Origin of the sequence: Kribbella polygonati, from assembly GCF_050320105.1 — a bacterium.
Lineage (GTDB): Bacteria > Actinomycetota > Actinomycetes > Propionibacteriales > Kribbellaceae > Kribbella.
Window position 1 is genome coordinate 5074071 of the sequence record NZ_CP190129.1, and the last position, 24566, is coordinate 5098636.

The 24566-nt window shown below is 70.4% G+C and carries 25 protein-coding genes and 1 riboswitch; of the genes, 10 read left to right on the forward strand and 15 right to left on the reverse strand.

Annotation, left to right across the window (positions count from 1 at the left end; genetic code table 11):
* Nucleotides 1–90 precede the first annotated feature (90 nt).
* The gene (locus ACQHIV_RS23990) at nt 91–1056 is read right to left on the reverse strand and encodes an LLM class flavin-dependent oxidoreductase (protein ID WP_427885284.1); all 966 of its coding nucleotides are present in this window, start codon (nt 1054–1056) and stop codon (nt 91–93) included.
* Nucleotides 1057–1150: 94 nt separating this feature from the next.
* On the opposite strand from ACQHIV_RS23990, the gene ACQHIV_RS23995 reads away from it, so the two are divergent.
* From ACQHIV_RS23995 to ACQHIV_RS24005, 3 genes are all read left to right on the forward strand, one after another.
* Nucleotides 1151–2251: a mandelate racemase/muconate lactonizing enzyme family protein gene (locus ACQHIV_RS23995; RefSeq protein WP_427885286.1), complete on the forward strand. Its 1101-nt coding sequence runs from the start codon at nt 1151–1153 to the stop codon at nt 2249–2251.
* An 11-nt stretch (nt 2252–2262) separates the two neighbouring features.
* Nucleotides 2263–3216 carry a dihydrodipicolinate synthase family protein gene (locus ACQHIV_RS24000; RefSeq protein WP_427885288.1) on the forward strand — a complete coding sequence of 318 codons (954 nt, stop codon included), beginning with the start codon at nt 2263–2265 and terminating at the stop codon, nt 3214–3216.
* Nucleotides 3217–3385: 169 nt separating this feature from the next.
* Nucleotides 3386–4609 (forward strand): hypothetical protein, encoded by a 1224-nt coding sequence (locus ACQHIV_RS24005; RefSeq protein WP_427885290.1) that lies wholly within the window; start codon nt 3386–3388, stop codon nt 4607–4609.
* Here the strand turns inward: ACQHIV_RS24005 and ACQHIV_RS24010 are convergent.
* The 6 genes from ACQHIV_RS24010 to ACQHIV_RS24035 form a co-directional block, all read right to left on the reverse strand.
* Nucleotides 4591–4971 carry a prolyl oligopeptidase family serine peptidase gene (locus ACQHIV_RS24010; protein WP_427885292.1) on the reverse strand — a complete coding sequence of 127 codons (381 nt, stop codon included), beginning with the start codon at nt 4969–4971 and terminating at the stop codon, nt 4591–4593. The two genes, ACQHIV_RS24005 and ACQHIV_RS24010, sit on opposite strands and share 19 nt — an antisense overlap.
* A 64-nt stretch (nt 4972–5035) precedes the next feature.
* Entirely contained in the window at nt 5036–6082 is a 1047-nt protein-coding gene (locus ACQHIV_RS24015) for a zinc-dependent alcohol dehydrogenase family protein (RefSeq protein WP_427885294.1), read from the reverse strand.
* A gap of 14 nt (nt 6083–6096) precedes the next feature.
* On the reverse strand, nt 6097–6375 hold the full coding sequence (locus ACQHIV_RS24020; protein WP_427885296.1) for a ubiquitin-like small modifier protein 1: 279 nt from the start codon (nt 6373–6375) through the stop codon (nt 6097–6099).
* Nucleotides 6372–7637: a threonine synthase gene (gene thrC, locus ACQHIV_RS24025; RefSeq protein WP_427885298.1), complete on the reverse strand. Its 1266-nt coding sequence runs from the start codon at nt 7635–7637 to the stop codon at nt 6372–6374. Before thrC ends, ACQHIV_RS24020 begins: the two co-directional genes overlap by 4 nt.
* 14 nt (nt 7638–7651) lie before the next feature.
* Nucleotides 7652–7791: riboswitch (SAM riboswitch) on the reverse strand.
* Between the two features lie 681 nt (nt 7792–8472).
* Nucleotides 8473–9417: a DNA-3-methyladenine glycosylase family protein gene (locus tag ACQHIV_RS24030; RefSeq protein ID WP_427885300.1), complete on the reverse strand. Its 945-nt coding sequence runs from the start codon at nt 9415–9417 to the stop codon at nt 8473–8475.
* Nucleotides 9418–9446: 29 nt separating this feature from the next.
* Nucleotides 9447–10610, reverse strand: a complete 1164-nt coding sequence (locus ACQHIV_RS24035) for a Fic family protein (protein WP_427885302.1) — start codon at nt 10608–10610, stop codon at nt 9447–9449.
* Between the two features lie 97 nt (nt 10611–10707).
* Here ACQHIV_RS24035 and ACQHIV_RS24040 point away from each other — a divergent pair, with 97 nt between their 5' ends.
* Nucleotides 10708–11175 (forward strand): hypothetical protein, encoded by a 468-nt coding sequence (locus ACQHIV_RS24040; protein ID WP_427885304.1) that lies wholly within the window; start codon nt 10708–10710, stop codon nt 11173–11175.
* Here ACQHIV_RS24040 and otsB read toward each other — a convergent pair.
* The 3 genes from otsB to ACQHIV_RS24055 form a co-directional block, all read right to left on the reverse strand.
* Complete coding sequence (gene otsB, locus ACQHIV_RS24045; protein ID WP_427885306.1) at nt 11141–11974, reverse strand: trehalose-phosphatase; 834 nt, start codon at nt 11972–11974, stop codon at nt 11141–11143. The genes ACQHIV_RS24040 and otsB overlap by 35 nt on opposite strands.
* 7 nt (nt 11975–11981) lie before the next feature.
* A complete protein-coding gene (locus tag ACQHIV_RS24050) occupies nt 11982–12578 on the reverse strand; it encodes a LytR C-terminal domain-containing protein (protein ID WP_427885308.1) in 597 nt (198 codons plus the stop codon).
* Nucleotides 12579–12641: 63 nt separating this feature from the next.
* Nucleotides 12642–12950: a DUF3263 domain-containing protein gene (locus ACQHIV_RS24055; protein ID WP_427885310.1), complete on the reverse strand. Its 309-nt coding sequence runs from the start codon at nt 12948–12950 to the stop codon at nt 12642–12644.
* A gap of 148 nt (nt 12951–13098) precedes the next feature.
* Here ACQHIV_RS24055 and ACQHIV_RS24060 point away from each other — a divergent pair, with 148 nt between their 5' ends.
* From ACQHIV_RS24060 to ACQHIV_RS24075, 4 genes are read left to right on the forward strand one after another with little or no spacing between them, the layout of a single operon-like run.
* On the forward strand, nt 13099–14502 hold the full coding sequence (locus ACQHIV_RS24060) for an amidase (protein WP_427885312.1): 1404 nt from the start codon (nt 13099–13101) through the stop codon (nt 14500–14502).
* A complete protein-coding gene (locus ACQHIV_RS24065; RefSeq protein ID WP_427885313.1) occupies nt 14493–15494 on the forward strand; it encodes a Gfo/Idh/MocA family protein in 1002 nt (333 codons plus the stop codon). The genes ACQHIV_RS24060 and ACQHIV_RS24065 overlap by 10 nt, the downstream gene beginning before the upstream one ends.
* Nucleotides 15495–15502: 8 nt before the next feature.
* Nucleotides 15503–16900 (forward strand): alpha,alpha-trehalose-phosphate synthase (UDP-forming), encoded by a 1398-nt coding sequence (locus ACQHIV_RS24070; RefSeq protein WP_427896541.1) that lies wholly within the window; start codon nt 15503–15505, stop codon nt 16898–16900.
* The gene (locus tag ACQHIV_RS24075) at nt 16887–18308 is read left to right on the forward strand and encodes an FGGY family carbohydrate kinase (protein ID WP_427885315.1); all 1422 of its coding nucleotides are present in this window, start codon (nt 16887–16889) and stop codon (nt 18306–18308) included. The genes ACQHIV_RS24070 and ACQHIV_RS24075 overlap by 14 nt, the downstream gene beginning before the upstream one ends.
* Before the next feature lie 10 nt (nt 18309–18318).
* On the opposite strand, the gene ACQHIV_RS24080 is transcribed toward ACQHIV_RS24075, so the two are convergent.
* Complete coding sequence (locus ACQHIV_RS24080) at nt 18319–18927, reverse strand: hypothetical protein (RefSeq protein WP_427885317.1); 609 nt, start codon at nt 18925–18927, stop codon at nt 18319–18321.
* Nucleotides 18928–19055: 128 nt separating this feature from the next.
* Here ACQHIV_RS24080 and panD point away from each other — a divergent pair, with 128 nt between their 5' ends.
* Together panD and ACQHIV_RS24090 are read left to right on the forward strand one after the other, a co-directional pair.
* Nucleotides 19056–19496 carry an aspartate 1-decarboxylase gene (gene panD, locus ACQHIV_RS24085; protein WP_427885319.1) on the forward strand — a complete coding sequence of 147 codons (441 nt, stop codon included), beginning with the start codon at nt 19056–19058 and terminating at the stop codon, nt 19494–19496.
* Entirely contained in the window at nt 19493–20926 is a 1434-nt protein-coding gene (locus tag ACQHIV_RS24090; protein ID WP_427885321.1) for an aminopeptidase P family protein, read from the forward strand. Before panD ends, ACQHIV_RS24090 begins: the two co-directional genes overlap by 4 nt.
* Here the strand turns inward: ACQHIV_RS24090 and ACQHIV_RS24095 are convergent.
* From ACQHIV_RS24095 to ACQHIV_RS24110, 4 genes are all read right to left on the reverse strand, one after another.
* Entirely contained in the window at nt 20923–21630 is a 708-nt protein-coding gene (locus ACQHIV_RS24095) for an aspartate/glutamate racemase family protein (protein WP_427885323.1), read from the reverse strand. The two genes, ACQHIV_RS24090 and ACQHIV_RS24095, sit on opposite strands and share 4 nt — an antisense overlap.
* Nucleotides 21627–23135 (reverse strand): NCS1 family nucleobase:cation symporter-1, encoded by a 1509-nt coding sequence (locus ACQHIV_RS24100; RefSeq protein WP_427885325.1) that lies wholly within the window; start codon nt 23133–23135, stop codon nt 21627–21629. The genes ACQHIV_RS24095 and ACQHIV_RS24100 overlap by 4 nt, the downstream gene beginning before the upstream one ends.
* Before the next feature lie 134 nt (nt 23136–23269).
* Nucleotides 23270–23974: a GntR family transcriptional regulator gene (locus ACQHIV_RS24105; protein WP_427885327.1), complete on the reverse strand. Its 705-nt coding sequence runs from the start codon at nt 23972–23974 to the stop codon at nt 23270–23272.
* Nucleotides 23975–24017: 43 nt separating this feature from the next.
* Nucleotides 24018–24470 (reverse strand): LppP/LprE family lipoprotein, encoded by a 453-nt coding sequence (locus tag ACQHIV_RS24110; protein WP_427885328.1) that lies wholly within the window; start codon nt 24468–24470, stop codon nt 24018–24020.
* Between the last annotated feature and the right edge of the window lie 96 nt (nt 24471–24566).

Below are 24566 nucleotides of genomic sequence, written 5' to 3' on the forward strand. Positions count from 1 at the left end.
AGCCCCGCGGCGGGTGGGAGCGCGCGGAGCGGACGCGCCTGAGGAGCACCGCGACGAAGCTAGTGACCGCGGAGCACGCGTGGGGGACTACTACAGGAGGTTGCCGAAGTTTTCGATGGATTTGAGGGTGTCGGCTTGGGTCATGCCGGGGGGCTGGATGCGGAGGATGATGCCGTCGGCGCCCATTTCGGTGTAGTGGGCGAGGCGGTCGGCGCATTCGGACTTGGAGCCGATGAGGCTGCGGGCGGTGATGTCGTCCCAGCCTTGGGTGTAGCGGGCCGCGTCGGTCGACGTGCGCTTCCAGCCGGTGTAGGCGTCGTACAGGTCCCGCAGGGGCTCCTCGAGGGCTGTGCGGGCCTGCTGGGAGGTGTCGGCGCAGTAGCCTTCGCGGCAGAGGATCACCTCGTGGCCGAGGGACGTAGGGCCCTGGGGATACGACCGGTATTCGGCGATCTTCTCCGGCAGGTCGGCGTCGAGTTCGTTGAAGGATGTCGTCCACCCGTCGCACATCCGCGCCGTCCGTTCCAGTACGGCGGACACTCGCCCGCCGTTCCAGATCCGCGGCCGCGGTGACTGCACCGGCCGGGGCGACAGGTACGCCTCGGCGATCGACGTGAACTTCCCGTCGTACGTGACCTCGGAAGACGTCCACAGCCGGGTCAGGATCTCCAGCCCTTCCTCGAACCGCGCGACCCGCTCCGCCTGCCGTACGCCGTACAGCGCGAACTCCTCCGGCCGGTACCCGAGCACGAACCCCGCCGTCAGCCGGCCGCCCGACAGTACGTCGATGTGCGCCAGCGTCTCGGCCAGCACGACCGGGTCGTACAGCGGCGCTACGATGCCCGCCGTCGCGATCCCGATCCGCGAGGTGTGGGCGGCCAGCCAGGTCATCGACGTGAGGATCTCGTGGTATCCGGGCCGGTGCAGGTGCCGTTCGCCGAGCACCACCCATTCGAACCCGGCCTCCTCGGCGAGCTTCGCCTGCTCGACGGCGTCGGCCAACCGGGGCCGCTCGTCCGGGGTGCCGTAGAGGTTCAGATACAGACCCAGCCGCATCAGGGGTGCCACCTTCCGCCGTTGACAGGGAGCGCTTAGGGTATTTACGGTCTTGACCGTAAATGCTTTCCGCCCAGAACGCTAGGAGCCGGTTATGAGTCTTGCAGGAGAGCCGGCCGAAACCGCACCCATCAGTGCGATCAAGACCCGGGTGGTGAGCGCCCGCTACCGGCGCCCGTTCCAGATCAGCAGCGGGGTCAGCAACGAGCTGATCAGCCTGGTCGTCGAGGTGCACACCGCGGACGGCGCGGTCGGGATCGGCGAGACGTCCCCGATGACGGCGTACACCGGTGAGACGCTGGCCGGGGTCCAGGCCGCGATCGAGGAGCACCTGGCGCCGGCGCTGGTCGGCCGCGACCCGCTCGACCGGGCCGGCGCGCACGTCGTGATGGACGGCGTACTGCGCGGCCAGCAGGTCGCCAAGTCCGGCCTCGACATCGCGCTGTTCGACCTCGCCGGCCGGCTGAGCGGCTGGCCCGTGCACGCCCTGCTCGGCGGCAGCGTCCGGGACCGCGTGCAGACCACCTGGGTGGTCGGCCTCGGCACGCTCGACGAGATGGCCGCCGAGGCCGCGGAGTACGCCGGCCGCGGGTTCCGGCACCTGAAGGTCAAGGGCGGCCACGACCCGGCGAAGGACCTCGAGCTGATCCGCGCGGTCCGGGCCGCGATCCCCGCCGACGCCGAGCTCTGCCTGGACGCCAACGAGGGGTACGACGCGACCACCGCGCTCCCGTACCTCGCGAAGATGAGCGCCGCCGGCCTCACGCTCCTCGAGCAGCCGCTCCCCCGCTGGGACCTCGCCGGGCTGGTCCGGCTCCGCGACCGCCTCGACGTCCGGGTGATGGTCGACGAGAGCATGCACTCGCTGCACGACGCGCTGGAGATCGCCCGCCGCGGCGCTGCCGACGTACTGAACATCAAGATCCTGAAGGTCGGCGGCCTGCACCGCGCGCTGCAGATCGCCGCGGTCGCCGAGGCGGCCGGGCTCGCGGTGAAGGTAGGCTCGATGCCGGAGCTGGGCGTCGCCACGCTGGCCGCCGTCCACCTGGCCGCCGCCGTGCCGGGCGCCACCGTCGCGGCCGACCTGGTGGGGCCGCTGATGGTCGACGAGGACCCGCTGGCCCCGACCGTGTTCGCCGACTGCGACGGCTGGATCGACGTACCCAAGCGCCCCGGTCTCGGCCACGACGTGTGAGAGGTCATCTGATGCATCCGCTCGTAGAACGGCTCCGCGGCACCCTCCTCCCCGCGGTCGTCACGCCGATGGACACCGACGGGGTCGTCGCGTACGACGCCTTGTCCGCGTACGCCGTGACGCTGACGAGGCACGCGGTCGGCGGGGTCGCGGTCTGGGCGCACACCGGCCGCGGGCTGTACCTGTCGCCCGGCGACCGGGTCAAGGTACTGGAGACGTGGCGGGCCGCTACCGACGTACCGATCGTGGCGGGGGTCGGCGTACCGAAGTCGGCCGAGGCGCACTCCCTGCAGGAGGCGGCGGACGCGACCGTGGAGATGGCGCGGGCCGCGGCGGCGGGCGGGGCCGACGCGGTGATGGTGTATCCGCTGGCCGGGTTCAACGAGGTGCCGGACGGGCACGCGCAGGCAGTCGCGCTGCACGAGCGGGTGGCGGCGGAGAGCGGGCTGCCGCTGGTCGGGTTCTACCTGCACGGCGAGGCCGGCGGGTACCCGTACTCACCGGACCTGATCCGGGACCTGCTGTCGCTGGACGCGATGCTCGGCGTGAAGACCGCGACGCTGGACCGGGCGATCGGCTGCCAGGACGCGATCTGGGCCGGCCGCGGCACCGGGAAGCTGCTGATCACCGGCGAGGACCGGATGTACGGCCCCTCGTTCATGTGGGGCGCCGACACCGCGCTGGTCGGGATCGCGTCCGCGCAGGTCGAGCTTTCGGCCGCCGTACTGCGGGCCTGGACCGACGGCAAGCACGCGGAGTTCCTGGCCGCGTCGGACCGGCTGGACCGGTTCGCGGCGGCGACGTTCTACGCGCCGATCGAGGGGTACGTGCAGCGGATGCTCTGGGCGGCCGAGTGGGAGGGGCTGGTACCGGCCGCGGCCGCGCACGATCCGTACGGGCCGGCGCTCCCGCCGGGCGAGCGTGAACTGGTGATCCGCTGCCTGCAGGAGTTGCAGGGGCAGTGAGGTGGCGCGCTCCCTCCTTCGCTCCACCACACCCGTCCTCGCGCGACAATTGTGGTATTGACCGAAACTAGGAGAGGTCCGGCCGAACGTCAAGATCTCGGACCTCGCTGCGCTATTCTGCGACCAGAGCGGTACTTGAGGGCCAGGCCAGAAGTCGTGGGAGGCTGCCGTGGGGATCAGTGTCGGGGTCGTCGGGCCTGAGGATCTGGTCCAGCGGGTGACGGCGGTCGGCGCGCCGAGCGGTACGACGCTCGTCCCGCTGGCGTACCGGCACGAGACCGAGGCGGTCGACCTGGTCCGGCAGGCGCACGGCGACGTCGACGCGTTCCTGTTCACCGGGGTCGTCCCGTACACGATCGCCACCGCGGCCGGCGCGGTCGACCGGCCGGCGATGTACGTCTCGTACGACGGCGCGACGCTGCTCCGGGCACTGGTCGAACTGCTCCGGCTCGGGCACAACGTCACGCAGTTCTCGATCGACACGCTCCGGCGTTCCGAAGTACTGGAGACGCTGATCGAGGCGAAGCTGCCGACGGACCGGATCCACGTGCTGCCGTACCGGCCCGGGCTGACCTCGGACGACATCGTCGAGTTCCACCGGAACGCGCGGGCCAAGCACGACACGAAGGTCGCGATCAGCTGCCTCGGGTCGGCGTTCCACCTGATCGAGAACGAGATGCCCTCGGTCCGGCTCGCCCCGTCGCGGTACTCGATCCGCTCGACGCTGCAGGCGCTCGTACTGACGACCACCGGGCAGCACGTCGGCGACGCGCAGGTCGCGCTCGGGGTCATCGACCTCCCGGAGCCGGACGACGCGCTCGCCGCCGACCTGATCACGCTCGGCGGCAGCCTCGCCGCCCTCCCCGACGGCCGGCACCTCGTCGTCACCACCCGCGGCCTGCTCGAGCAGGCGACCGAACAGTTCTCCCGGATGCCGCTGCTGGATCACCTGGCCGCGCGGCACAGCACGGCGTACGTCGGGTTCGGCATCGGCCGCACCGCCGCCGAGGCCGAGGCCCTGGCCCGCCGCGCCGTCGGCCGCGCCGCGTCGATCGGCACCGTCGCGGGCGTCGTGTCGATGTCCGACGACGTCGAGATCGTCATCGAACCCACCGGCGACCAGCCCGCCACCGTCCGCGGCACCGAAAGCCTCCCGCTGCTGGCCCGCCGCGTCGGCCTCAACACCCAAACCCTCGCCCGCATGCGAGAACTGACCGCCACCCTCCCCGACGGCCTCACCACCCAAGACGTCGCCGACCACCTGGCCGTCCAGCTCCGCACCGCCCGCCGAGTCCTCAAACGCCTCGAACGCGCCGGCCTGGCCGCCCCCACCGGCACCCAACAACACGGCCGCACCGGCCGCCCACCCACCGTCTACCTGATCCGCCTGTAACTACGCTCGGCGGAAACAAATGTGCGCCCAGCGCCTAAAACATTCCGCAAATCAGGGGAAACCGCCGACGATCGGCAGCAGCGTGAGGAGGCGCCGACGTCCACCAGCGCGCGGTGGAGCCTCTCGGCGTGCGCGTACGGGACCGTCTCGTCGGCGGTCCCGTGCACGATGAGGAACGGCGGCGCGTCGGCCGCGACGTGTGCGATCGGGCCGACCGCGCGGAGCTGGCCGCGGTGCGTGGTGACGTCGCCTCCGACCAATGCGGTGAAGAGCGGTCGACGCGGACGTCGCCTCCGGGATGAAGGAGGTCGGTCGATGTCGTCCTGGGTGGCGTAGCAGATATCCGTGAGCTGGGTCGGCATCGGGTCCGTCGCCACCTCGGGCGAGGAGCCGAACGTCGCACGTCCGTGCTGCGGCGGTCCAGAGCTACGGGGTGATGACGGTGACGCCGGCGGGGGTGCCGGTGGTGAGGGCTGCGAGGGCGGAGGGGGTTTCTTCGAGGGTGATGGTGCGGGTGATGAGTTGGCGGGGGTTCAGGTTGCCGGTGGCAACTAGGTTGAGCATTTCGGGGTAGGCGTGGGCGGGCATGCCGTGGCTGCCGAGCCAGGAGAGTTCCTGGCCGATCAGGCGGGCCACGTCGAGGTTCACGCCGGCGGGGAGGAGGCCGATCTGGACGTGGCGGCCTCGGGGGCGGAGGGACTGCAGGGCTTGCTGGACGATGTCGCTGGAACCCAGCGCGTCGATGGTGACGTGCGGGCGGCCGAGTTCGCGGAGTTGGGCGACGACGGTGGTCGGCCCGGCGGCGGGCGCCGCGGGTTCTGCAGGGGGTTGGAGAGTGTGGGTGGCGCCGTACGTGCGGGCCAGGGCCAGCGCGTCGGGGTTGGTGTCGATCGCGGTGACCTCGGCGCCCAGGGCGGCGGCGATCATGACCGCGGACAGGCCCACACCGCCGCACCCGAACACGGCTACGTGTTCGCCGGCGGTTACCTGAGCCACCTGATGGACGGCGCGGAACGACGTCGCGAACCGGCAGCCGAGGCCCGCGGCGGTGGCGAAGTCCATGTCGTCGGGGAGCCGGACCAGGTTCACCTCGGCGTACGGCACGGCGACGTACTCGGCGAACGACCCCCAGTAGTTGAACCCCGGCTGCAGCTGATTCGGACACACCTGCTGGTTGCCCTCGAGGCACTGCTCACACGTCCCGCACGCACAGATGAACGGCGTAGTCACCCGATCCCCGACCGCCCACCCGGACACCCCGGCCCCGACCGCCGCGATCGTCCCCGCCAGCTCATGCCCAGGCACATGCGGCAACACAATGTCCGAGTCGTGCCCCATCCACCCATGCCAGTCACTCCGGCACAACCCGGTCGCCTCAACCTTCAAGACGACCGAGCCCGCCTCGACCGGAGGCTCCGGCACCTCCCGAACCTCAGGCAGTACGCCGTACTCCGACACCACAACCGCTCGCATGCGAGCAGACTAATTCAGCAACCGCCCGCGACCGCCGGGATGATGGAGACCTGGCCGCCGTCCTTGATCGCGGTCTGCAGACCCTCGGCGAACCGTACGTCGTCATCGTCGACATACACGTTCACGAAGCGGCGCAGCTCGCCGGACTCGTCGAGGACGCGGCCCTTGATGCCGGGGTACGACGTGTCGAGCGAGTCGAGCACCTCGGTCAGTGTGCCGCCCTCGGCGGAGACCTCGGAGGCGCCCTGGGTGTAGGGCCGCAGGATGGTCGGGACGCGCACACTCACACTCACTGCAGGCCTGCCTTCACGAAGGCGTCGTACGACGCGGGAATGGTCACCTTGGGGCCGACCCGGTCGGCCACGGCGTCAAGCGTCTTCAGCCCGTCGCCGGAGTTGATGATCACCGTCTCGGCCTCGGGGTCGAGCTGGCCGGTGGCGATCAGCTTCTTCAGCGTTGCGACCGTCACCCCGCCCGCGGTCTCGGCGAAGATGCCCTCGGTCCGGGCCAGCAGCTGGATGCCCTCGACGACCTCTTCGTCGCTGACGTCCTCGATCGCGCCGCCGGTACGGCGGGCCACGTCCAGCACGTACGGACCGTCCGCCGGGTTCCCGATCGCCAGCGACTTCGCGATGGTGTCCGGCTTCACCGGCTTCACCACGTCGTGGCCGTCGCGGAACGCCTGCGCCACCGGGGAGCACCCGGTCGCCTGCGCGCCGTACACCTTGTAGTCCGTGGCGTCGACCAGCCCGAGCTTGCCGAGCTCGGTGAAGCCCTTGTCGATCTTGGTCAGCTGGGAGCCGGACGCGACCGGGATCACGATCTGCTGCGGCAGCCGCCAGCCGAGCTGCTCGGCGATCTCGAAGGCGAGCGTCTTGGAGCCTTCGGAGTAGTACGGGCGGACGTTGACGTTGACGAACGCCCAGCCCTCCTCCTCGCCGGCGATCTCGGAGGCGAGCTTGTTCACGTCGTCGTAGTTGCCGTCGACGGCGACCAGCGTGCCGCCGTACACGGCGGTGGTGATGATCTTGGGCCGCTCGAGGTCCTTCGGGATGAAGACCACGGAGCGGATGCCGGCCCGGGCGGCGGCCGCGGCGACGGCGTTCGCGAGGTTGCCGGTGGAGGGGCAGGCGAAGACCTTCATGCCGAGCTCACGGGTCGCGCTCAGGGCGCTGGCCACGACGCGGTCCTTGAAGGAGTGCGTCGGGTTGCCGGAGTCGTCCTTCACCCACAGCTTGCGCAGGCCGAGCTCGCGGGCCAGGTTCTGCGCGTCGACGAGCCGGGTGTAGCCGGGCTCGGTGTTCGGGAAGCTCGCCACGTCGACGGGGACGGGGAGCAGCGGCTGGTAGCGCCAGATATTCTTCGGGCCGGCCTCGATCTGCTCGCGGGTGATGGTCGGGTACTCGTACCCGACCTCCAGCGGACCGAAGCACTCCATACAGGCGTAGAACGGGCCCAGCGGGGACTTCGCGCCGCAGGCGCGACAGCTGAGGTGCGTACCGTTGCCAAAGGCACCTTCACGGAGGGTGTGGGTACCGGCGGCGGTCAGGCTCATGAGTGAGGTTTCCCCTCTCATCTTCCCCGGAACCGGATCTCGGCACGGGACGGATTTGGCACCGTTCCCTCGCGATCGCTCCCGGACGGGGGCTCCACGGGGAGGGTTGCCGGGACGTCAACGGGCCGTTTCCCTCAGTCCCTCTGGATGAGCTCCCCCGAGATTACCCAATCGGGTCCATATTGTGTCTTGTGATCCCACCATTCGAGACGCGCGATCTCACCCCGGACCGGACCTGCAGGCCATCACAATTCCCCCGCCGAGCGACCACCGAGCGGGGCGCGGCGCCTCCCGCGCCGATTGTGATGGCCTGGGCGAACGTGAACCACCCACCAACCGTCCGCCGAGGACGGGAGGCGAGGCAGGAGGTGGCCTGAGAGGCGCGCCCGGAGGCGAGGTGGGAGGCGAGGTGGGAGGCGCGGCGGAACGCGCGGCGAGAGGCGCGGCCGGGAGGCGCGCGGCGGGAGGCGCGGGCGGGAGGCGCGCGGCGGGAGGCGCGGCGGTAGGTCAACGAGTCCTGCAGCCGGGCCGCGACCGCCGCGAGGACGGACTTGCCGGCGTCGCTCGGGCCGCACACCGACGCGCAGCGGAACGGGTCGGCGCGGGGGGACGGCGGCTGGGCGGTCTGGTTAGCGCCGGTGGGTTGCGCCAGGGATGGATGGGGAGGGACTTACGGGGGCCGAAGCGGAGATGGCGGGGCCGGCGAGTGGGGGTGGCGAGTGGGGTGGCCCTTAGCGCCGGTGGATTGCGTCAGGGGTGGGTCGGGAGGGACTTGCGGGCCCGAAGCCGAGGTTGGCGGAGGCCGGCGGGTGGGGTGGCAGGTGGGGTGGGTCGGTTAGAGACGGTGGGTTGCGCCGGGGGTGTGGGTGGGGAGGGACTTGCGGGGGCCGAAGCGGGGGTGACCTAGGCCGGCGAGTTCGAGGAGGCGTTGGACGCGGAAGCGGTGGCCGCGGTACGGCTCGATGAGTTCGGCGCAGCCGTCGTCGTCCAGTTCCTCGCCGATCAGCGCGTACGAGACGTTCCGGGACACGTGGTAGTCCGCGAACGAGAACGCGTCCGCGTCGCCGTGCGCCCGCTGCCGTACTTCGGCCGCCGTCCACACGCCCACCCCCGGCAGCGACCGCAGCCGCCGCTCGACCTCGGCCCCGTCGGTCAGCTCGAGTGTGCGCTCCAGCGCCGACGCCCGCGACGCCGCGGTCAGCACCACCCGCGACCGCCGGCCCTCGACGCCTGCCCGCAGGTACTGCCACGACGGGATCAGCCGCCACTCCTCCGGCGACGGCGGCACCATCAGCACCCGGTTGCCCTGCTCGCGAGGCCCCGGCGCGGGCTCGCCGTACTCACGCAGCAGCAACCGCCACGCGCGGAACGCCTCCTTGCCGGTCACCACCTGCTCGATCCCGGCCGCCGCCATCGCCTCGAACACCGCCCGCGACCGCGGCACCCGGACGTGCGGGAACCGCCGCGCCGCGTCCACCAGCGCCCGGTGCTCCGGCAGCGGCTCGAACCCGTCCCAGCTGTCCCGCTCCCCCAGCAGCTCCGGTACGCCGTCCAGCGCCCACGCCGCCCCCGGTCCCCACGCCTCCGCCTCGACGGTCCCGGCGTACGGCGTCAACCGCAGTAGCACCGGCCCCTCCGGCGTCCGCGTCGCCCGCCACACCGTCCGCCGCCCCGGATCGAACACGTACGCCGGATCACCGGGCCCCTTCCGCAACCCACCGATCACCGAATGCGGATCCACCACCCGCCCCGGACGCCAGACCCGCACCACCGAACTCACCCACCAAGTCTTACCCACCCCACCGACAACTACCGCGCCGGTCTGGGCGCCGCCGCCAATCGCCCGCGCATCCACGGGTAAGGATCGACCAACGGCTCCCGGTTTGCCAACGCTGCTTGCACGATCAGCGTCAGGCGACCGCCCATTACGTAATGCCGCCCTTTGGTCTCTCCGACAGCCTGCAAGAGTTGGAGTTCTGTGAGCTTCGCCAAGTCACGCGATGCTGTCCGCTCTTCGATCCCGGCCCGACGCACATACGTGGAGCGGCGCATCCGGAACCCGAGGGAGGCATCGAACAGTTCGTTCGCTACCCGCTCCGGCAAGTCGAACTCGTCGATCACCTCGTCGAACAGCTGCCAGAGCTTCCCGGCTTCGCGATAGCGCCGCCGAACCGTCTGCGCCTGGATGTGATGCGCCCGCAGGTTGAACTTCACCCACAGCCCGGCCGACCGCTCCGGATGCCAGGCACCGGCGCCTGTCGCCGCGAGCACGGCGTAGTACTCCTCGGTGTTGCTGCCCAGCCACTCCTCGATGCTCGAGAACGCCGGCTCGCCGATACCGCCACAAGACAGCACGAGCGTCTGCAACGCCCGCGCCATCCGGCCGTTCCCGTCGCGGAACGGATGGATCATCACCAGGTTGAGGTGCGCCATCGCGGCCTGTACCAGCGGGTCCACGACATCGGCGGCCATCAGGCTGTCGGTCAACTCGGACACCAGACCCGGCACGTCCTCAGCAGGCGGCCCTTCGTACACGTTCTGGCCGCTGGCCTCGTCGTGGACGTAGACCACACCTTGCCGATAGCTGCCCGGGCTCTTCGACAGATCGTGACCGAGCATCATGAAGTGCATGCCGCGGACGGCGGACACGTCCAGCCGGAAGTCGGGATCCTTCGCCATCGCCAGGACGTAGCCGAGCGCCTGCCGGTAGCCACGGATCTCCGCGAACGTGCGGTCGTCGGCGCTCAACGCTTCCTCGTCGTCGAGAGCAGCGGCGGCGTCGTCGAGCTTGACGTCGTACCCCTCGATGCTGTTCGAGCCCTGGATCGCCCGGGCCAGCATGCTCCGCCTGAGTCCACCGACCCAGCGCCGCGGCACCCGGAGGACGTCGGTGAGCTCGGAGCGGTACGCGTGGATCTGCTCGAGGACCTGTTGGTCCTCGAGATCTGGTTCCGGCGTGCCGAAGATCGTCATCAGGCTCCGATGTCTCAATGTCTTGATTCTTAGGACATCGTATCTTCCGTGTCCTAAGAATTGCGACATCGGGACATCCGGCTCGATACTGAGCGACATGACCGCCTGGCAGTGGGTGAAGCTTGTCGGTAACTTCGTCAATCTGTCGACGCTGGCGGGGGCGGTGGTAGGGGTGGTTGGGCGGGCGCGGTTCAGTCGGGGGCCGCGGGGGTTGTTCTTTGCGAATGGGTATCGGCTGGGGTTCCCGGTGGCGGGGGCGTTCACGATCGGGAACGTGGTTCTGAGCAAGCACGACCGGTCGTACTTCGAGGACGCGGCGCTGGTCCGGCACGAGGAGCGGCACTCGTGGCAGTACTTCTGTCTGCTCGGGCTGCCGATGCTGCCGTTGTACGTCGTCGGCGTCGTCGTCTCGTTCTTGCTCACCGGCGACCCGGCGTCCCGGAACCCGTTCGAGCGGCTCGCGAACCTGAAGGACGGCGGGTACGTCGAGCGTCCGGTCCAGCCACTCGGGCGGACCGTGACGCAGGCGTTCAGCGGGCTGCGATCGCGTCCGAAAGGGCCGTGAGGACGGTCACCACGCCGCTCGGGTCGTCGACCACGATGTCCGCGGCGTCGATCAGCTCGGTCGCGTTCGAGGACCGGGTGGCGAGCAGTACGGCGGGGAGCCCGCCGGCACGCCGCGCCTGGATCGCGCGGTACGCGGCCAGGTCGCCCAGGTCGTCCCCGGCGTACAGGATCGACCGGGCGCCGGTGGACTCGAGCAGGCTGCCGATGGCGACACCCTTGTCGATCCCCGGCGGCCGCAGTTCGAGGACCAGGTTGCCGGGCTCCAGCCGCAGCTCGGTCTCCTCGGCGAGCGCGGTCAACGGCCCACGCAGTACGTCGAACGCCCCGGCGGGATCCTCCAGCCGGCGGGTGTGTACGGCGAGCGAGCTGTCCTTGTCCTCCACGAACGCGTCCGGTACGCCGGCGTCGCGGAGCAGCCCGGGCAACCGGTCGCGGGCCGTCGCCACGCCCGCGGGCACCGGTGCGCTGGTCACCTTGCCGGTGGCGGCGTCCCACCGCTCGAGGCCGTAGTGGCCGAGTACGACGAGGTGCCCGAGGCCGGGGTGGCCGCTGACGCCGGACAGTTCGGTGGCGACCAGGGCGGGCCGGCCGGTGACGATCGCGACCTGCTTCACGGACCGCGCCAGCCGGGCCAGCGCGTCCAGCGCGCCCTCGACCGGGCGGGAGCGGGCCGGGTCCTCGACCAGCGGCGACAGGACACCGTCGAAGTCGGTCGCGATCACCGCGGAGGCCGGGTCGGAGGCGATCGCCTCCCAGCCCTGGTGGCCGGCATCGGTCTTGATGACCGGAGCATTCATCCCGCCATCAACCCACGTAGTCCGAGGTCAGGATCACGGTCAGGCGGTCCTTCTTCATGTTGTCCAGCGCGCCCTTGGACCGGCCGATGCCGAGGTCGTGGGCGAGCTGGTTGGCGGCGGCGAGCATGCCCGGTGGGTAGTACACGGTGCTCTCGGCGACCTTGCCGTGCCAGTTGTCCGGCGAGCCGGAGACGGTCCAGCCCGCGGCGCGGGCGCGGTTCGCGACCGAGTCGGCGAGACCCTTGCGCGGGGTGTTGTTGTACACCTCGATCGCCGGCCGTTCCTCGGCCGGGATGGTCACCGGCTGGGTGGGTCGCGGCGGCTGGGTCGGCTGCGTCGTGGTCGTCTCAGGCGGCGCGGTGGTCGTCGGTGGCTCAGTCGTCTTCGGCGGTTCGGTCGTGGCCGGCGGCTGGGTTGTCTTCTCCGACGGGCGCGGGATGCTCGCCCCGACCGTCGACGGCCCGGTCGTCGGCTTCTTCTCCGGCGTACTCGCGGCGGCCGGCTTCTCGTCGGCCTTGCTGTCGTTGCCGCGGGTGCCGAACAGCACCAGCAGCCCGGCGACGATCGCGACCACGGCGGCGACCGCGACGAGCGACGAGAGCACCTGCCCCTGCTCGCCCCGACGGCGTGGGGCAGTAGGGCACGCCCTCAGGCGGCGGAACATGTGTCAGACCTCGATGCCCAGGCGGCGTGCGGAGCGGGCGCGCTGGCGGGCGGCGCGGAGGCGGCGTAGGCGCTTGACCAGCAGCGGGTCGTGCGCGAGGGCCTCGGGCCGGTCGATGAGCGCGTTCAGGACCTGGTAGTACCGGGTCGCGGACATCTGGAACTGGTCGCGGATCGCCTGCTCCTTGGCACCGGCGTACTTCCACCAGTGCCGCTCGAAGGCGAGGATCTGGCCGTCCCGCTCAGAAATCCCGGCGACGACCGGCGGCGCAGCTTCGGCGGGGCCGGGAGAGCTGGCGTTGGCGCTGTCCATCTGCTGCTGACTCCTGTGCGGTCGGTGATCGTCCGTCCGCCTGCCACTGTACGTGTTGAACAACAGCAATGTCATTCACCGACGACCGACACGAAGCGTGTCGCTGACGAGGCAGCCGGACCCGTTCAACTCTGGCAGGATCTTGAGCGTGAGCTCAACCCATTCCAGCGTGGCGCTGGTGGCGGAGCTGCAGGGGCGGATCGGGGATGTGGACCCTTCGGTCAACGCCATCTGCACGCCGAACCCCGCCGCGCTCACCGAGGCCGCCCGACTCGACACCGAACGTGACGAGGGGCGGGTCCGCGGCCCGCTGCACGGCGTACCGGTGCTGGTCAAGGACAACATCGACACCGCGGACCTGCCGACCACGGCCGGTTCGCTGGCGCTCGCCGAGCAGCCGCCCCCGCCGCAGGACGCACCCGTCGTACGCCGGTTGCGCGAGGCCGGTTGCGTGATCCTGGCCAAGACCAACCTGAGTGAATGGGCGAACTTCCGCGGCGCGGCGTCCTCGTCCGGCTGGAGCGCCTACGGCGGCCTGACCCGGAACCCGTACGCGTTGAACCGCTCCCCCGGCGGCTCCTCGTCCGGTTCGGGCGCGGCGCTCGCGGCGGGACTGGCGGAGTACGCGCTCGGCACCGAGACCAGCGGCTCGATCGTCTGCCCGGCCGCCCTGAACGGCGTGGTCGGCCTGAAGCCCACGGTCGGCCTGATCCCGCAGCAGGGCATCGTCCCGATCTCGCACTCGCAGGACACCGCCGGGCCGATGACCCGGACCGTCGAGCAGACCGCCGCGCTGCTGACGGTGATGGCCGGTGGTCAGCTCGACTACACCGAGGCCTGCCGCGGTACCGACCTCAGCGACGTGCGCATCGGCGTACCGCGGGGTCCGCTGTGGGGGTATTCGAAGGGCCTCGACGAGGTCACCGAGCGGGCGCTGGAGCTGCTCAGCCGGTGCGGGGCGACGCTGGTCGACCATCTGTCGTTGCCGACGCCGGGCGGTGACGAGGACCAGCTGCACATCCTCGCGCACGAGCTGAAGGGCGACCTGGCGGCGTACCTCGCCACCCGCGCTCCTGGCGGCCCGCGCGACCTGGACGACCTGATCGCGTTCAACAACAAGCACGCCGACCAGGAACTGCAGTGGTTCGGGCAGGAGCTGTTCGAGCGTGCCGCCGGGACGGACGGGCTCGACTCCCCGGTGTACGTCGCCGCCCGGCTGACCGCGCTGCGGGCCGGGCGGGACGGGATCGACAACCTGCTCCGCGACAACCAGCTCGACGCGCTGGTGAGTCCGTCGTACCAGCCGGCCTGGACGATCGACCTGGTGAACGGCGACCACGTGATGGGCAGTTCGTCGTCGCACGCCGCGCTGGCCGGCTACCCGCTGCTGTCCGTGCCGTCCGGGATGGTGTCCGGGCTGCCGGTCGGACTGACGATCAGCGGTACGGCGCGGAGTGAGTTCACGCTCATTCGCTTGGCGCACGCCTTCGAAACCGCGAGAATCGCAGCAGACGGACCGTTCCCGACCCCGGAGTTCAGACAGTGGGTATAGATCGCGTCAGGTGGGGAATCGTTGCGACCGGCAACATTTCGACCCAGTTCACGCAGGACCTGGGGCTGCTGCCGGACGACGCGGCCGTCACCGCGGTCGCGTCCCGTTCGCAGCAGAGCGCGGACAAGTTCGCCGCCGAGTTCGGCATCCCGCACGCGTACGACGACTACCGCCGGCTGATCGACTCCGGCGAGGTCGACGTGATCTACATCGGTACGCCGCACCCGCAGCACTACCCGATCGCCCGGACCGCCCTGCAGGCCGGCATCGCCGTACTGTGCGAAAAGCCTGTCACGCTCACCGCCGAGCAGGCGCGGGACCTGGTCGCGGTCGCCCACGAGCACGACACCTTGTTCGCCGAGGCGATGTGGATGCGCACCGATCCGGTGATTCAAGCGCTGTTCAAGGATCTCGCGAGCGGCGTGATCGGTGAACCCCAGCAGGTGACCGCGGACTTCGCGTTCCACAAAGCTTCATTGCCGGTTCGCCTGCTCGACCCCGCGCTCGGGGGAGGCTCGCTGATGGACGGCGGCATCTACCCGATGACCTTCGCGCACATGGCGTTGGGCCGCCCGGCGGAGGTGAAGGCAGTCGGCTCGCTCAACGACGACGGCGTCGACCTGAACGTCGCGATGGCCTGGCGGTACGACTCCGGCGCGGTCGCCGCCCTCACCTGCGGGCTACGGTCGCAGAACCCGTGGGTCGCGGCGATCAGCGGCCCGGAAGGGAACCTGCAACTGCCGCACCGGTTCCACCACCCCGAGTACTACGTGCGTACGACCGCTTCCGGAGCGGAGCGGATCGACGTACCCACGCATGGCCGTGGGTACCACTACGAAGCGAGCGCAGTGATCGCAGCGCTGCGCGCCGGACTGGTCGAGGTACCGGTCCTGCCCCATGCCGCCACCCTCGAGATTCTCGACCTGCTCGACGAGACCCGGAGCCAGATCGGGGTCCGCTACCCCGGTGACGACGACGACCTGAGTGGATGACGCTGAAGATGCCGAACGGTAGGAGTTCCTTCGTTGTGGTGGCCAACCGGCTGCCGGTCGACCGGATCGAGATGCCCGACGGCAGTACGGCGTGGCGGCGCAGCCCCGGCGGGCTGGTGACCGCGCTGGCACCGGTGATGCAGAACCACCACGGCGCCTGGATCGGCTGGACCGGCAGCGCCGACGAGAAGCTCGACCCGTTCGACAACGACGGCATGCACCTGGTCCCGGTGATGCTGAGCGCCGAGGACGTCCAGCTGTACTACGAGGGCTTCTCCAACGCGACGCTCTGGCCGCTGTACCACGACGTGATCGTGGCGCCGGAGTTCCACCGCGAGTGGTGGGAGTCGTACGTCGCGGTGAACCGCCGGTTCGCCGAGGCCGCCGCGGAGGCCGCCGACGACAACGCCGACGTCTGGGTGCACGACTACCAGCTGCAGCTGGTCCCGGCGATGCTCCGGCGGCTGCGGCCCGACGTACGGATCGGGTTCTTCCTGCACATCCCGTTCCCGCCGACCGAGCTGTTCGCGCAGATGCCGTGGCGGCGGCAGATCCTGGACGGGCTGATGGGCGCCGACCTGGTCGGGTTCCAGCGTCCCGGCGCGGCGTCGAACTTCGCCCGGCTGGCCCGGAACCGGATGGGCCTGCGGACCCGCGGCGACCGGATCCACCTGCCGGACGACCGGATCGTGCGGGCGAAGGCGTTCCCGATCTCGATCGACGTGAACGAGCTGGAGAGCCTGGCCCGGCAGCCGGAGACCACCGCCCGGGCGGCCGAGATGCGCCAGGAGGTCGGCAACCCGGAGCACATCCTGCTCGGGGTCGACCGGCTCGACTACACCAAGGGCATCCGGCAGCGGCTGCGGGCGTTCGGCGAGCTGCTCGACGAGAAGCGCGTCTCGGTCGACGACGCGGTCTTCATCCAGGTCGCGACGCCGTCCCGGGAGCGGGTCGAGCAGTACCGGGTGCTGCGCGACGAGATCGAGCTGCTGGTCGGCCGGATCAACGGCGAGCACGGCCGGATCGGTACGCCGGCGATCAACTACCTGCACACGACGTACTCGCGGACCGAGATGGCCGCGCTGCTCCGGGCCGCCGACGTCGCGGTGGTGACGCCGCTGCGGGACGGCATGAACCTGGTCGCGAAGGAATACGTATCCACCCGGTACGACGACACCGGCGCGCTCGTACTGAGCGAGTTCGCGGGCGCGGCGGACGAGTTCCGGCAAGCTTTCCTGGTGAACCCGCACGACATCAACGGGATGAAGGACACCATCGTCGACGCGATGAACACCGACGAACGACAGCTCGGCCGCCGGATGAAGGCCATGCGCAAGCACCTCGCCGCGCATGACGTGAACGTCTGGGCCCAAACCTTCCTGAAGGCACTGCATGACGAAGACTGACGGGCGGATCCTCGCTCTGGACCTTGGTACGTCGTCCGCGCGAGCGCTCGTGCTGGACGAGTCCGACGCGTCCCCGATCCCCGGCGCACTGGCCCGGCACAAGATCTCCCCGACGTACGGGCACGACGGCTCCGCGACGCTCGACCTGCACGAGTACGTCGAGGGGCTGCTCGGCTGCCTGGACGAGCTCCAGCAGAACGGGCACCTGGACGGCATCGGGTCGTTGGTGCTGTCCACGCAGTGGCACTCGATCGTTGCTCTCGACAACAAGGGGGCGGCGCGCACCCCGGTGATCACCTGGGCCGACACGCGCTCGGTGGACCTCGACCTCGGGACGTCGTTCGACGAGCAGGCGTTCCACGCCCGCACCGGGACCTGGCTGCACCGGCTGTACTGGACGCGCCGGATCCCGTGGCTGCTCGCCTCCGACTCGCCCGCCGCCTTCGCCGGCCTGCCCGACCTGGTGCTCGAGCGGCTGACCGGCGAGCGGGTCACCTCGGTGTCGGTCGCGTCCGGGACCGGGACGCTGGACCTCGCGACCGGCGCGTACGACGACGAGGCGCTGGCCGTCGCCGGCGTGACCGCGGACCGGCTGCCGACGATCGTTCCGACCGGCTGGACCGGGCGGCTGTCCAAGGAGTACGAACGCCGCTGGCCCGGGCTCGTCGGCGTACCAGTGCATCCGCCGACCGGCGACGGCGCGGCGTCCAACGTCGGCACCGGCGGGTACGACGCGGGAACGGCCGCGGTGACGGTCGGTACGTCGGCCGCCGTACGGGTCGTGCACCCGATCGAGAACGCGCCCGAGCTGCCGTGGGAGCTGTGGCGGTACCGCGTCGACGACAAGCGCGCCGTGACCGGTATGGCATTCTCCGCGGCCGGAAACCTGCACGCCTGGCTGACCGGCGTACTGCGGCTGGAATCCGACGAACCGCTCGGCGTCGAGATCGGCGGCACGCACGCGATCGCGATCCCGTTCATGGCCGGCACCCGCCCGCCCGCGAACGTGCCGGGCGGCTCCGGGGTGTACTTCGGGCTGTCCTTCGACGACAGCTCCGCCGACCTGCTCGCGGCCGCCCTGCAAGGCGCCTCGCTCGAGATCGACCGCGGCCTCCGCCAGCTCGACGCCCTCTTCGAGCGCCCCCTCGACGTGGTCCTCGGTGGCGGCGGCATCGACGCCTCCGAGTGGTGGCGCCGCTGCCTGACCGCAACCTTCGCCCGCCCCACCACCGTCTGCGCCGAACCCGAAGTCGGCGCCCGCGGCGCCGCCGCCGTCGCCCTCGGCCTCTCCCCCGAACCAGGCGGCGACCACCTGACCCCCGTCGCGGAGGACGTCGCGCGGGTCGACGAGCTGCGCGCCCGGTACGACGTACTCCGAGAGTTGGCTGTGCAGGCGTCGGCGATCTAGTACTGCAGGATCAGGGGGTGATGACGAGCGTCTGAGTCGCCTTGTTCAGCACGAGACCGAGCGTCTTGCTGTCGGCGGGTCGGCCCGCGACGGTGATCTCGGCGTCGGTCAGGGTCCGGCCGTTCTGAGCGACGTACCGCGTGGCCACCCAGCGGGTCACGCTGCCGCTGCGGTACGTGTAGACGATCGTGCTGACGGTGAGCCGGCCCTGGCCGGCGGTGGACGGCATGCCGACGGTCGACGTACCGACGATGTGCAGCCCGCGGGTGCCCTTGAGCGCGGCGATCTTCTGCTTCAGCGCGTTCTGCGGCGTCTGCGGGCCCCACCAGGTGTTGAACCGGATCATCCGGCTGTTCGCGGTGTCGTCGAAGCGGGTCTCGTGCGCGGCGACGTGCACCTCGCGCCAGGTCTTCGGCAGTACGGCGTTCGACAGGTAGCCGTGCGGGTACTTGCGCTCGAAGTACCGCTTCACGAACGTCACCGACGTACTGCTCTGGGCCGCCGTCAACTGGACCGGCTGCCGGGTCTCGGCCGCGCTGCTCGGCTGTGCCGTCCCCAGCAGCACAGCCCCCGTCGCCGCCAGCGCCGCCACCCCTGCCATCACGCCGTACCGCTTCATGTGCGTTCCCCTCGTCAGGCGCTCCCCCGTCGGCAGCGCACCCGTTGAGACACCGCAACAGCACAGAAAGTTGCCGACGTGATTGCGGCCACTGACAACAAGTCGGGTACGACGGATCATTGCCGCTCATGTGGCGCGAACTGATGAAGTCGAAGGTCCACCGGGCGACCGTGACGCAGGCGGACCTGGACTACGTCGGGTCGTGCACGCTGGACGCGGACCTGATGGACGCGGCGGACCTGCTGCCGGGTGAGAAGGTCGACATCGTCGACATCACCAACGGCAACCGGCTGTCGACGTACCTGATCGAGGGCCCGCGCGGGTCCGGGATCGTCGGCATCAACGGCGCCGCGGCGCACCTGATCCACCCGGGCGACCTGGTGATCCTGATCGCGTACGGGATGTTCGACACCGCCGAGGCCAAGGTCTTCGCACCGAGCGTAGTCTTCGTGGACGAGCACAATGCGATCACCCGCATCGGCTCCGACCCCGCGGAGGCGCTGCCAAACAGCAGCACGCTACGCGGGGACCAACTGCACCGTAGCGAGATGAGGACTGGTCGCCGATGACCGAGAACGCTGCCGAAGCCCCGAAGACCGCGTCGCACGACAACGAGCCGAGCCCGAAGCTGCGGGCGTTCATGAACTCGGGGTGGGCCGACTCCGAGCGGCACGATCTGTCACTGAGCGACGTCGGCGTGTGGGCGGCGAAGCGCCGGGACGCGCTGTCGCAGGCGTTCCCGGGCGAGCGGCTGGTGATCCCGGCCGGCACCTACAAGGTCCGTTCGAACGACACCGACTACGTCTTCCGGCCGCACACCGACTACGTGTGGCTCACCGGCAACCAGACCTCCGACGCGGTCCTCGTGCTGGAGCCGAACGGCACCTCCGGCCACGACCCGGTGCTGTATTTCCGCCCGCGCGCCGACCGCGCCGAGGGCGAGGAGTTCTGGCGCGACCGGATGTACGGCGAGCTGTGGGCCGGCCGGCGCCCGTCGCTGACCGAGACCGCGAAGGAGTTCGGGATCGAGACCCGGCACGTCGACCAGCTGGCCGACGCGTTGAAGGGCGACGTACCGACCCGGGTCCGGCGCGACGAGGACGAGTCGATCGCTTCGCTGCTGAGCGGCGCGCACACCGACGACCTGAAGGACAACGAGCTGGCCGCGACGCTGTCCGAGCTGCGGCTGGTGAAGGACGCGTACGAGCTCGAGCAGCTCCGGGACGCGGTCGCGATCACGCACCGCGGGTTCTCCGACGTCCTCGCCGAGATGGACAAGGTCCGGCAGTACGGTGAACGCTGGATCGAGGGCACGTTCTGGCGGCGCGCCCGCGCCGAGGGGAACGACGTCGGGTACACGTCGATCGCCGCGGCCGGCCCGCACGCGACCACGCTGCACTGGATCGAGAACGACGGCCCGGTGAACGACGGCACGCTGATGCTGCTCGACATGGGGGTGGAGAACCGGCAGCTGTACACCGCCGACATCACCCGCACGCTGCCGGTGAACGGCGAGTTCACGCCGCGCCAGCGTGACCTGTACCAGCTGGTCCTGGACGCGCAGAACGCCGGCATCGCCGCGCTCACGCCAGGTGCCGCGTTCCGCGCCGGGCACGAGGCCGCGATGGAGGTCGTCGTCCGCGGCCTCGACGCGATGGAGCTGCTGCCGGTGTCGGCCGAGGAGGCGCTCGACCCGGAGAGCCGCCTGTACCAGCGGTACACGCTGCACGGCGTCAGCCACATGCTCGGCCTCGACGTCCACGACTGCGCGTCGGCCCGCAGCGAGACGTACCGGCAGGGGACGGTGCAGCCCGGGTACGTGCTCACCGTCGAGCCCGGCCTGTACTTCCAGGCCGACGACCTGACCGTCCCGGAGGACCTGCGCGGCATCGGCATCCGGATCGAGGACGACATCCTGATCACCGACGGCACCCCGGAGAACCTCTCCGACGCGATGCCGCGCACCGTCGAAGGCATCCAGAACTGGATGGCCTCCTAAGCGTCCTGATAGCGGGTGTGCGGGGCGAATTCGCCGAGCTTGCCGGTCCGGAGCCGCAGCCGGACCAGCATCTCGACCGTTGTGGTCGCGGCCGCGACGCCGTCGATCACGCTGACGCCGAGCTCGGCCGACAGGTCGTGGCACAGGTCGGCCATCCCGGCGCAGCCGAGCACGATCGCGTCGGACCCGTCCAGTGCGAGGGCTTCCTCGCACGCGCGCAGGATCTTCGCCCGTGCCTGCGGATCCGTCTCCAGCGCGAGGACGGGGATCTCGCACGCGTGGATCCCCAGGCACTGGCGGGCGACGCCGTACTCCTCGGCCAGGTCGTGCGCGTGCCCGACCGTCCGTGCAAGCGTGGTGACGACGCTGAACCCGCGGCCCAGGTACGCCGCCGTACGCATGCCGGCCTCCGCGATCCCGACCACCGGCCCGCGGGCGAGCTCCCGGGCCGCCTTCAGCCCCGGGTCGCCGAAGCACGCGATCACGTACCCGTCGTACCCGGCGGCCTCGCCGTCCACGATCTCCTGCAGCAGCCCCGGTACGGCGTACGCGTCGTCGGCGTGGCTCTCGATCGAGGCCGGTCCGTGCGGCGGGTTCACCGCGTCGACGGTGACCCCCGGACCGGCGACGGCGCGGGCGCAGTCGCCGATCAGCGCGGTCATCGACGCCGTACTGTTCGGGTTGACGACCTTGATCCGCATCATGCCTGCCCTTGGGCGACACCCGCGCGGCGCGCCAGTACGGAGTACAGCGCGAAGCCCGCGCCGCAGCCGATGAACCAGCTGTAGTCGCTGATCCACAACGCCTCGCCGATCCACCGCGGGACCAGGACCGACGCGACCGAGATGACGCCGGCGGCGATCACGGACTGGATCGCGACCGGGTTGTAGCCCTTGCGGTAGTGGTACGCGCCGTCCTTGTCGAGCGTGAACATGTCGTCGACGACCAGCTTCTGCTTGCGGATCAGGTAGAAGTCCGCGATCAGGATGCCGAACAGCGGGCCGATCAGCGCGCCCAGGATGCCGAGCGTGTAGTGGATCGCGGTGTCGTTGTTGTACCAGTTCCACGGCGTCAGCAGCACCGAGCCGACGGCCGCGATCATGCCGCCCATCCGCCAGCTGATCTTCTGCGGGCTGACGTGCGAGAAGTCGAACGCCGGCGAGATGAAGTTCGCGACGATGTTGATGCCGACGGTCGCGGTCACGAAGGTCAGCGCGCCGAGCAGGATCGCGAACGTGTTGTCGATCCGCTCGACGGTCTTGATCGGGTCGGTGAGCAGCTCGCCGTACACGGGAACCGTCGCGCCGGCGGTCAGCACGGTCAGCAGCGAGAAGAAGACGAAGTTGACCGGAAGGCCCCAGAAGTTGCCGCGACGGACGCTCTTGAAGCTGTTGCCGTAGCGGGCGAAGTCGCCGAAGTTCAGCATCGGGCCGGAGAAGTACGAGACCACCAGCGCGATCGCGCTCAGCATCGTGCCGATCGTCGCCCAGCCGGACAGGCTGTGCCCGGACAGGTTCAGGTCGATGTGGAAGTGGGACTTGTACAGCAGGTATCCGCAGAGCAGCAGCATCGTCACGTACACGGCCGGGCCGGCCAGGTCGATGAACTTCCGGATCGTCTCCATCCCGCGCCAGAACAGCGCCGCCTGGGCGACCCACAGGATCGCGAAGCTGACGTACCCGAGCGCCGACAGGCCGAGGAACCCGTGCACATGCGCGTCCGCCCACGGACCGAGGCCGGGCCAGAGCTTCAGGAACACGATGTTCAGCGATTCGGCGGCCAGGAACGTCTGTACGCCGTACCACGCGACGGCGATCAGGCCGCGGATGATGGCGGGGATGTTCGCGCCGAGCACCCCGAACGAGACCCGGCTGATCACCGGGTACGGAACGCCTGCCTGCTGGCTCGGCTTGGCGACCAGGTTGCAGAAGAACTGCACGATGCAGATGCCGGCGATCAGGCAGACGAACACCTGCCAGCTCGTCAGCCCCAGCGCGAACAGGCTGCCCGCGGTCAGGTAGCCGCCGACGCTGTGCACGTCGGACATCCAGAACGCGAAGATGTTGTAGCTGCGCCAGGTCTGCTTCTCCAGCGGCGCGAGGTCCGCGTTCGTCAGGCGCGGGTGGTAGTCACGCTGCGCGTTGCCGGGTCGGGACGGGTAGCCGGCCGCGTCGACGATGTCCGCGGGCACACGGGGTTCGGTCACCATGCTGGCCTCCTCGGGGCCTGGCCGCGGCGCGGGATCGCGCGGCCGAGTGCACCGAAAGCTAGGCCACGCCGAGTGTGCATCGCCATGTAAAACGGTCAAATATAGGAAATGCCGGCCAAATATAGGAGCCGGTGTCAGACCGGGTCCGCGAAGCACTCCGGGTCGTCGGCGAACTCCGCGATCGCGGACTTGAGATGGGCGTAGTGCCGCTCGGACTCGGCGATCAGCGTCTCCAGGTCGCGGGCGACGTACGCGCTGATCAGCCGTTCGTGGTCGGTGCGGAACTCGGCCCGTTCGTGCGCCGGGACCCGGGACATCGGCCGGGCCGGTTCGGTGATGTTCCAGGCGGTCTCGTACATCCGGATCAGCCGGTGCATCCCGGACGGCTCGATCAGCGCGAAGTGGAACCGCCGGGTCGCGGCGGCGTACGCGCGGTCACCCGCGGCACTCGCCGCGGCCAGCGAGTCGTGGGTGGCGCGGATCCGGTCGTGGTCGGCGGTGGTCGCGTTCACGGCGGCGGCGCGCAGCGCGGCGGCCTCCAGCGCCTGGCGTACGTCGTACAGCTCGCGGAACTCCAGGAACGTCAGCTTCGCGACCCGGTACCCGATGTGCGGGCGGTGCTCGACCAGGCCTTCCCCGAACAGGGTCTTCAGCGCCTCGCGGACCGGGATCGCGCTGACCCCGAAGAACGCGGCCACCTCGTCGATCGGCACCGACGTACCGGGCGGCTGGTCCCCGGTCAGGATCGCGTGCCGCAGATCGCTCTCGACCGGCGGCATCTCCCCCGCCGCGGCCGTCGTCCGCACGAGACGCGACGTGAAGTCCGACGATCTCCGCATCTCCGGACGATATGCCCCGGCCCAACCGGCTGTCGAGGAACTGCTAAGACCTCAGGCGGATCGCGACGGGGGTGCCGACGTACGGGCGTGGGCCGCCGCTCGGGGCGAAGCCGTCGTTGTCCTGCCAGGCCCAGTGGATCGTCACCGGCTTCAGCGACGGGCAGCACGCCGGGTCGTCCTTGGCGAAGTGCGTGTACTTGATCGTGAACACGCCCTGGCCGGCGCCGGCGAGGCTGGTCACGCCGGTCGTCTCGGTGTCGCCGTCCCAGCCGGAGAACTTGGTGCCGTGGAAGAAGAACACCACCTGGCCGCCGCTGTCGGCGGCGTTCGAACGGGTGCCGACCACCGCTGTCAGTTTGCCGCCGGTGCCGTCCGGGACGGTGGCCTTCACGGTGCTCGGCACGAAGTGCACGCTCGGCTGCTTGACCTCGACGGTCTGCGCCATCGCGGCCCTGATCGCCGACGCGTCCGGTACGCCGCTGGTGCTCGCCGTCACCGGGGTCACCGACTTCGTGGGTCGCGGCGTAGCGACAGGCGTCGTCGAATCACTGGGGAGCCCACCCGGGTCCGTCGGCGTCCACCCCGGCGAACT

What these genes read in the sequence shown, in the direction of transcription:
- ACQHIV_RS24015 (WP_427885294.1), bottom strand. Translation starts at nt 6,082, where the DNA reads ATGCGAGCGGTTGTGGTGTCGGAGTACGGCGTACTGCCTGAGGTTCGG.
- ACQHIV_RS24075 (WP_427885315.1), top strand. Translation starts at nt 16,887, where the DNA reads ATGACGAAGACTGACGGGCGGATCCTCGCTCTGGACCTTGGTACGTCG.
- panD (WP_427885319.1), top strand. Translation starts at nt 19,056, where the DNA reads ATGTGGCGCGAACTGATGAAGTCGAAGGTCCACCGGGCGACCGTGACG.
- ACQHIV_RS24040 (WP_427885304.1), top strand. Translation starts at nt 10,708, where the DNA reads ATGACCGCCTGGCAGTGGGTGAAGCTTGTCGGTAACTTCGTCAATCTG.
- ACQHIV_RS24080 (WP_427885317.1), bottom strand. Translation starts at nt 18,927, where the DNA reads ATGAAGCGGTACGGCGTGATGGCAGGGGTGGCGGCGCTGGCGGCGACG.
- ACQHIV_RS24090 (WP_427885321.1), top strand. Translation starts at nt 19,493, where the DNA reads ATGACCGAGAACGCTGCCGAAGCCCCGAAGACCGCGTCGCACGACAAC.
- ACQHIV_RS24070 (WP_427896541.1), top strand. Translation starts at nt 15,503, where the DNA reads ATGCCGAACGGTAGGAGTTCCTTCGTTGTGGTGGCCAACCGGCTGCCG.
- ACQHIV_RS24000 (WP_427885288.1), top strand. Translation starts at nt 2,263, where the DNA reads ATGCATCCGCTCGTAGAACGGCTCCGCGGCACCCTCCTCCCCGCGGTC.
- ACQHIV_RS24055 (WP_427885310.1), bottom strand. Translation starts at nt 12,950, where the DNA reads ATGGACAGCGCCAACGCCAGCTCTCCCGGCCCCGCCGAAGCTGCGCCG.
- ACQHIV_RS24010 (WP_427885292.1), bottom strand. Translation starts at nt 4,971, where the DNA reads ATGCCGACCCAGCTCACGGATATCTGCTACGCCACCCAGGACGACATC.
- ACQHIV_RS23990 (WP_427885284.1), bottom strand. Translation starts at nt 1,056, where the DNA reads ATGCGGCTGGGTCTGTATCTGAACCTCTACGGCACCCCGGACGAGCGG.
- otsB (WP_427885306.1), bottom strand. Translation starts at nt 11,974, where the DNA reads ATGAATGCTCCGGTCATCAAGACCGATGCCGGCCACCAGGGCTGGGAG.
- ACQHIV_RS24100 (WP_427885325.1), bottom strand. Translation starts at nt 23,135, where the DNA reads ATGGTGACCGAACCCCGTGTGCCCGCGGACATCGTCGACGCGGCCGGC.
- ACQHIV_RS24095 (WP_427885323.1), bottom strand. Translation starts at nt 21,630, where the DNA reads ATGATGCGGATCAAGGTCGTCAACCCGAACAGTACGGCGTCGATGACC.
- ACQHIV_RS23995 (WP_427885286.1), top strand. Translation starts at nt 1,151, where the DNA reads ATGAGTCTTGCAGGAGAGCCGGCCGAAACCGCACCCATCAGTGCGATC.
- thrC (WP_427885298.1), bottom strand. Translation starts at nt 7,637, where the DNA reads ATGAGCCTGACCGCCGCCGGTACCCACACCCTCCGTGAAGGTGCCTTT.
- ACQHIV_RS24105 (WP_427885327.1), bottom strand. Translation starts at nt 23,974, where the DNA reads ATGCGGAGATCGTCGGACTTCACGTCGCGTCTCGTGCGGACGACGGCC.
- ACQHIV_RS24035 (WP_427885302.1), bottom strand. Translation starts at nt 10,610, where the DNA reads ATGACGATCTTCGGCACGCCGGAACCAGATCTCGAGGACCAACAGGTC.